The organism is Synechococcus sp. R8-2, from assembly GCF_047461715.1.
Taxonomy (GTDB): domain Bacteria; phylum Cyanobacteriota; class Cyanobacteriia; order Thermostichales; family Thermostichaceae; genus Thermostichus.
Genome location: NZ_JANSHQ010000109.1, coordinates 1 through 6930 on the forward strand (window position 1 = coordinate 1; position 6930 = coordinate 6930).

Sequence of the window (6930 nt, forward strand, 5' to 3'; positions counted from 1 at the left end):
TGCCGGGGTGGGGATCGGCGTGGAAATAGCCGTCGATGCAGATCTGCTGGAAAAAAGCGCGGGTCAACAGGCGAGCGATGTTTTCCGGGTCCGCGTCGCTGCGATCCGCCTCCAACAGGGGCCGGCCCTCGATCCACTCCAGCGTCAACACCTTTGGCGTAGTGAGAGGCCAATGGATGCGCGGCACCACCAGTTGGGCCGGATCAAACCAACGCCCCCTTTGCAACTGTTGGCGGAGCTGCTCGGTGTGGCGGGCCTCTTGGGTAAAGTCCAGCTCTGCTTGAATGGCCCGGCAGAACTCATCCGCCAAGGCCACCACATCTGCCAACCTGCCGAACTCCGTTTGCGCCACCAGCTCGGCAATGCCCCGGATTAGCCGCGTATCCCGCTCCACCACCGCCTCCAGCCCGGGCCGCTGGATCTTGAGGGCCACCCACTCGCCGCTGACCAGACAAGCCCGATGGACCTGGGCAATGGATCCCGCCGCAACCGACTCTGTATCCAGGCTGCTGAACACCTGCTCCAACGGCTGCCGCAACTGCTGCCGCAGCAGGATCTCCACCGCATTCCAGGGAACAGGGGGCACGTCGGCCTGCAGAGTGCTGAGGGCCTCGATGTACTCTCGCGGCAACAGGTCCGGACGGGTGCTCAGCAGCTGGCCCAGCTTGACATAGACCGGCCCCAGATCCACCAAAATGTTGCGCAGCACCATTGGGGGGGGCAGTTGGGGTTCCCCAGCCTTGCCAAAAGAGAGCAAGCGGCGCATGTAGTCCCAACCGTGGCGCAAAACCACCTCCAGGATCTCGGCCTGACGCGCCCCACTCTGGGCCAGACGGGCAAACATCGCAGTCTCTCTCCCTGGAAGTCCAATGGCAGAGAAGCCCGATCCCTAGAAAAAGGGGATAGGGGCCACCCTACGGGTTCCATCCCAACCGGTTTGCAGCCCCTCCCGCAACACCCGCAGCACCTCATCGGTGTCGGCATTGGGCTGGGCAAAGGAGAAAACATGCTTGAAGCGCAGTTTGCCCTCCCGATCCACAACGAACTGGGCCGGCAGAGGCGCTCCCAAAGCTTGGCCAACCCCATAGAGGCGGAAGGTTTTGCACTCGGGATCCACCAGCAGCGGGTAAGGCAGCTGCAGGTCTGCTTGAATCTGCTGGCTTTGAACCGGATCGGTGCTGGTGACCATCAGCAGCTCCGCCCCCAGAGCTTGGATCTCCCTGTAGCGGGCTTTCAGCTCTTGGATGTGGGGGTAGCAAAAAGGGCAAAAAAGCTTTTCGGTGAAGATACGAGTAAAAGCCAGAACCACCGGCTTTTGGCCGCGGTAGTCCGATAGCCGCACGGGATCCCCTTGCACACGCGGCAGCTCAAAATCGGGGGCAATCTGGCCGATTTCCAGAGAAGTGTTGGCTGGTTGGGGGATGAAGTTGTCGGCAAAGCGACGGTTAAACAGTCCGCTGTTGCTGGTCATTGCAGTTTTTTACGTTTCTTTACTACTTGCCACCAGCCTAACCCAAAGCCTCGGCCACCGCCTTCAGCCGTCGGAGCTGGGCCCGCATATCCTGCTGGGTCGGCCCTGCTGCCAACAGGTAAAACCCTGCCGCCACCCAGGGACTGGGGATGCGGAAGTTGAAGCAATTGACTAGAAGGGTACCCCCCGGCTGGGGATGGCATTCCCAGCGGTCGGTTCCTTCAAAAAATCCCTTAAACTGCCACTGCACCAAGCCTTCTGCCCGCTCTGTAATCACGCAATCCAAGCTGGGGGATACAAACGGCAAGCGAAGGAAAAAGCGGTAGCGGCTGCCCAATTCCGCCAGAGGGGATCCCACCGCCTCACAGCCCAACAGCGGGTTGAGCCAGCGCTTCATCAACTCCAGGTCGGTGAGGCAGCGATCCACCTGGGCCACGCTGGCCGCAATCGGAATTGACTGGGTGTAGACAGGCATCCTCAGGGGGAAGTTGGGGGAGCGAGCTTGGCCGCAGAGAGGTCTTCTGCCGTGGCAGAGGGGGATACGGTGCTCAGCAAAATCAAGATATCGCGATATTCCACCTGATCCGGCCCGCGACGGGGGGATCCCACTTGCACCACCGCCTGTTGGAGAGGCTTTTTGGGGTGGGGGGGAGACTCGAACACCAAGGTGCGGATCCCATTGGCCTGCTCGATGTCCGAGAGGATGTCCCAGCCGCGGCCCCACAGGGTGCGGCGATAGTAGGCGGCAATCGCCTCCAGAGGCTGAGAGGTCTGCAAGATCAGGGAAGCAAGGCCCCCCTCTCGATCCCGAATCTGTCCCGAAGAGATGATGGAAGCGTTGGGCAACTGCAAGTGAGGGGGAAACTGAGGGGGAAGAGCGCGGGCATCCCCCAGGGAAGCCTCAAAGTGCGTGCCATCTTTGCCGATGTGACGCCGCACGGGATCCTGATCCACTTCTTGAGCAACCGGATCAGGCATCTTGCGGCAGGCCACGAGGGATCCCGCCAACAGCCCCAGGGTTAGCCGAGTAAGAATAGGCAAAGAACTTGGCCCCACTGACGTGAACCGCTCAAGACGGGGATTTTTTCTCATCCGTTGGCCAGGGATCCCTGACTGGTTATAGCGGATCCCGCCTTTGGATACAACCAATCTCCCTTTCTGGGCCAAGTTCCAGAGCAGCCATCATTCGTCGAGCCAGGGCTGACAACTGCACACCAGGTGGCGATCCCCGTAGGCGTTGTCGATGCGGCTGACGCTGGGCCAGAACTTGTGGGCCTTGACCCAAGGGAGCGGGTAGGCGGCCAGCGAGCGAGGATAGGGGCGATCCCAGTGGTCGGCAGCCACCACCTCGGCGGTGTGGGGGGCCAACTTGAGGGGATTGCGCACCGGATCCATCTCGCCTCGCTCAATGGCGGCAATCTCCTGGCGGATGGCAATCATCGCCTCGCAGAAGCGATCCAGCTCCTCCAGAGATTCGCTCTCGGTGGGCTCCACCATCATTGTCCCCGGCACCGGCCAGGAGATGGTGGGGGCGTGGAAGCCATAGTCCATCAGGCGCTTGGCCACATCTTCCACCTCGATGCCAGCGCTTTTTTTCAGGGGGCGCAAATCCAAAATACACTCGTGGGCCACCCACCCCCCCGGCCCCTTGTAGAGCACTGGGTAGTAGGGATCCAACCGCTTGGCGATGTAGTTGGCGTTGAGGATGGCCACTTGGCTGGCCAGGGTGAGGCCGGCGGATCCCATAAGGCGAATGTAGGCCCAGGAGATGGGCAAAATGCTGGCACTGCCCCACGGGGCAGCGCTGACGGGGCCGTTACAGCCGGGCAAAACAGGATGGCCAGGCAAATAGGGCACAAGGTGGCGGGCCACGGCAATGGGCCCTACCCCCGGCCCACCTCCCCCATGGGGAATGCAGAAGGTCTTGTGCAGGTTGAGGTGGCAGACATCGGCCCCCAGCTCGGCAGGACGGCAGAGGCCCACCTGAGCGTTGAGGTTGGCCCCATCCATGTACACCTGTCCCCCCGCCTCGTGGATTATCTGGCAAATCTCGCGGATCCCTTCCTCAAACACACCGTGGGTAGAAGGGTAGGTGATCATCAAGGCTGCCAGCCGCTCCCGGTGCTGCTCCACCTTGGCCTGCAAATCCTCAATGTCGATATTGCCGGCTTCATCACAAGCTACGCTCACCACCTGCATCCCCGCCATCACGGCGCTGGCCGGGTTGGTTCCGTGGGCCGAGGTGGGGATCAAGCACACCTGCCGCCGGCTTTCCCCTCTGGCTTGGTGGTAGCGGCGGATAGCCAACAGGCCGGCATATTCCCCCTGAGATCCGGCATTGGGCTGCAGAGAAACTCCGGCAAAGCCGGTGATCTCCGCCAGCATCTTTTCCAACTGGGCAAAGAGGGCTTGGTAGCCGCGGGCCTGCTCCAGGGGCACAAAAGGATGGAGCTGGGCAAACTCCGGCCAGGTGACCGGCATCATCTCCACCGTGGCGTTCAGCTTCATGGTGCAAGAGCCCAAGGGGATCATGGAATGGGTGAGAGCCAGATCCCGGCTTTGCAGGCGGTGGATATAGCGCAGCAGCTCAGTTTCCGAGTGGTAACGGTTAAAGACCGGATGGGTGAGGTAGGGGGTGGTGCGCAGGAGCTGGGGCGGCAGGCTCTGGCCCAAGTCCAGCTCTGGGCTGTCGGGATCCCAAGCTGGCGGTAAGGACTCCGTTCCGCTGCGGGGAAGGGTTCCGGCGAAGATCTCCCACAGATCCCGCAGATCCTGAGCGGTGGTAGCCTCATCCAAGCTGATCCCCAGCGTCTGGTCATCGATCTGGCGGAGGTTGATCTGTCGCTGGGCAGCGCCGGCCTGGATCGCCTGCACCTGCTCTGGAGAAGCTACCTTGACCCAGAAGGTATCGAAGAAATGCTCGGGCCCCACCTCATAACCCAACTGACGGATCCCGGTGGCCAAGTGATGGGCCTGGCGGTGGATCCGCTCGGCTATGTGTCGCAAGCCACGGGGGCCGTGGTAGACGGCATACATAGAAGCCATCACCGCCAAAAGCACCTGGGCAGTGCAGATGTTGCTGGTGGCCTTGTCCCGCCGGATGTGCTGCTCGCGGGTCTGCAACGCCAAGCGCAGGGCCGGCTTGCCTTGAGCATCCTGAGAAATCCCCACCAGCCGTCCTGGCAGCAGCCGCTTGTGGGCCTCGCGGGTGGCGAAGTAAGCTGCATGGGGGCCACCATAGCCCAAGGGCACCCCGAAGCGCTGGGTGGATCCCACCACGATGTCCGCTCCCCACTCTCCTGGGGGTTGCAATAGGGTTAAGCTGAGCAGGTCGGCAGCCACCGTCACCACCATCCCCTTCTGGTGAGCCTGCTCCACCAACTGCCGGTAGTCCCGGATTTCTCCAAAGGTGTTGGGATATTGCAACAGCAGCCCAAAGCCCTTCTCCGGGCAAAACTCCGCCAGATCCGTCACGCGCACCTGGATCCCCAAGGGCTCTGCCCGCGTCTGCACCACTGCAATCGTCTGGGGATGACAGCCCCGATCCACCCAGAAAACTGGGGATCCCTTGCCCGCCAAGGTGTAGGCAAGAGCCATGGCTTCTGCGGCTGCCGTGGCTTCGTCCAGCAGGGAAGCATTGGCGATCTCCATCCCCGTCAGGTCGATCACCATCGTTTGGAAATTGAGCAGGGCCTCCAGTCGTCCCTGGGCGATCTCGGCTTGGTAGGGGGTGTAGGGGGTGTACCAGGCAGGGTTTTCCAGGATGTTGCGCTGAATCACCGGTGGCGTCAGGGTGTTGGAATAGCCCATGCCCAAAAAGGAGCGCCACACCTGGTTCTGGGCCGCCATTGCCTGCAGTTCCGCCAACACCTGCTGCTCAGGGCAAGGGGATCCCAATTGCAAAGGCTGGCTGCTGCGAATGGCCGGCGGCACCGCCTTCTCCACCAGCTCCTGCAGCGAACTCAGCTCCAACACTTGCAACATCTGCCCAATTTGCCGGGCATCCGGCCCAATGTGCCGTCTGAGAAAGAGTTCGGTCTGCCCCAGCAACTCCAGCTCCGGAGAAGGCGTGGGTTGTGGGATCCCTGGAGATGGATCCCGGCTGGGGGGGTCAAGTCGAGTCGAGTGGAGAAGGGCCAAGTCGGACATGGTGCGATAGCCGAGAAAGGGAGAGCAAGAAAGACTGTCTCCTGATCATAGTTGTTAAAAATTGTTTCTGTCGGGATCCAAATCCTGTCTTGGCCCTCGATTCGGGGTGGAGGGGATGAGACACTAGATGGTCGGAGAATGTTAGCAACCTATACAGATGAGCCTTTTGGATTCTGCTTGGAGAAGTGATGCTATGCGCTGGCTGCTGTCCATCTTGGTTCGTGTGGTGTTAGTGCTCTGTCTGTGCTTCGCTCCTTTGGGGATCCCTGTTGTGGCCAGGGCTGCAGAGCTTCCCGCGGTGAAGCACTTAGACACTCCGATTGACGTGAACAACACCATCTTGCGCAACTACCGCCAACTGCCGGGCTTCTATCCCACCCTAGCTCGCATCCTGGTGAAAAATGCCCCCTACAAGAGCCTGGAAGATATGTTGCAGATCTCCGGTTTGACGGAGCAGCAAAAGGCCTTGATCAAAGCCAACGCCGAGAACTTCGTGTTTGGCGAGTATCAGGAAGGGGCTAACCAACTGGAAAACCGCATCAACCAAGGGTACTACGGCTGATCTCGGCAGAGGGGCCATCGGGAGAATCGGCTTTTGTAGGAAAGGGATCCTGTGGCCTACGATAACGTCTGCAAGTACTTGGTGGAATGGTTCCCCGAGTCTTTTGCCCGGTGGCTGCTGGGATCCCCGGTTCCCTTGATCCAGCTCCAGCCAACGGAGCTCTCCAGCGAGCCCATTCGCGCGGACTCCCTCATCCTGCTGCGGGCCCAAAACCTGATTTTGCATCTGGAGTTTCAAACCGATCCGGATCCCGACATTCCCTTGCGCATGGCCGACTACTGCCTGCGCCTGTTCCGTCGCTATCCCGACCAGGAGGTGCGGCAGATTGTCATCTACCTGAGAAAAACCCAGTCAGAACGGGCGTACCAAACCTCTTTTCAACGGGGATCCCTTTCTCATCGCTTTGAGGTCTTGCGCCTGTGGGAACAAGATCCGGAGGTGCTATCCCGATACCCAGGCCTCTTGCCCTTGGCGGTACTGGCAGAGCCGGACAATCCAGAACCCCGTCTGCGGCAGGTGGCCAGAGCCATAGCTGAGATGGAGGATCCCAAGCTGCGGCAGGAGTTGAAAGCGGCCACTGCCGTCTTAGCAGGATTAACATGGACGCCAGAGGAAATCAGCAGGGTTCTGGGAGGTTTGGCTGTGCGGGAATCGACCATCTATCAGATGTGGCGAGCAGAAGCCCTCAAAGAAGGGCGAGAGGAGGGCCTGAAACAAGGCCTAGAGCAAGGTCTGCAACAAGGTCTGC

General features: G+C 60.7%; 7 protein-coding genes. 2 read left to right on the forward strand and 5 right to left on the reverse strand.

The window, feature by feature from the left end:
- From NW819_RS02980 to gcvP, 5 genes are all read right to left on the reverse strand, one after another.
- On the reverse strand, positions 1-844 hold an 844-nt coding region (locus NW819_RS02980), incomplete at its 3' end, for an ABC1 kinase family protein (RefSeq protein WP_414412842.1).
- A 45-nt stretch (positions 845-889) separates the two neighbouring features.
- Positions 890-1471, reverse strand: a complete 582-nt coding sequence (locus NW819_RS02985) for a peroxiredoxin family protein (RefSeq protein ID WP_414332206.1) — start codon at positions 1469-1471, stop codon at positions 890-892.
- 37 nt (positions 1472-1508) lie between these two features.
- Positions 1509-1946 (reverse strand): SRPBCC family protein, encoded by a 438-nt coding sequence (locus NW819_RS02990; RefSeq protein WP_414343614.1) that lies wholly within the window; start codon positions 1944-1946, stop codon positions 1509-1511.
- 2 nt (positions 1947-1948) lie between these two features.
- Positions 1949-2512: a hypothetical protein gene (locus NW819_RS02995; RefSeq protein WP_187147251.1), complete on the reverse strand. Its 564-nt coding sequence runs from the start codon at positions 2510-2512 to the stop codon at positions 1949-1951.
- 141 nt (positions 2513-2653) lie between these two features.
- Positions 2654-5620 carry an aminomethyl-transferring glycine dehydrogenase gene (gene gcvP / locus NW819_RS03000; RefSeq protein ID WP_414412843.1) on the reverse strand — a complete coding sequence of 989 codons (2967 nt, stop codon included), beginning with the start codon at positions 5618-5620 and terminating at the stop codon, positions 2654-2656.
- Positions 5621-5813: 193 nt separating this feature from the next.
- On the opposite strand from gcvP, the gene psbU reads away from it, so the two are divergent.
- Together psbU and NW819_RS03010 are read left to right on the forward strand one after the other, a co-directional pair.
- Positions 5814-6182: a photosystem II complex extrinsic protein PsbU gene (gene psbU, locus NW819_RS03005; protein ID WP_414332351.1), complete on the forward strand. Its 369-nt coding sequence runs from the start codon at positions 5814-5816 to the stop codon at positions 6180-6182.
- A gap of 51 nt (positions 6183-6233) precedes the next feature.
- Positions 6234-6930: Rpn family recombination-promoting nuclease/putative transposase (locus NW819_RS03010; RefSeq protein WP_414412844.1), on the forward strand; the 697-nt coding region annotated here is incomplete at its 3' end.

Bases quoted from the DNA above. Each gene is read 5' to 3' on its own strand.
- NW819_RS02985 (WP_414332206.1), bottom strand. From the start codon at position 1,471: ATGACCAGCAACAGCGGACTGTTTAACCGTCGCTTTGCCGACAACTTC.
- NW819_RS02990 (WP_414343614.1), bottom strand. From the start codon at position 1,946: ATGCCTGTCTACACCCAGTCAATTCCGATTGCGGCCAGCGTGGCCCAG.
- gcvP (WP_414412843.1), bottom strand. From the start codon at position 5,620: ATGTCCGACTTGGCCCTTCTCCACTCGACTCGACTTGACCCCCCCAGC.
- psbU (WP_414332351.1), top strand. From the start codon at position 5,814: ATGCGCTGGCTGCTGTCCATCTTGGTTCGTGTGGTGTTAGTGCTCTGT.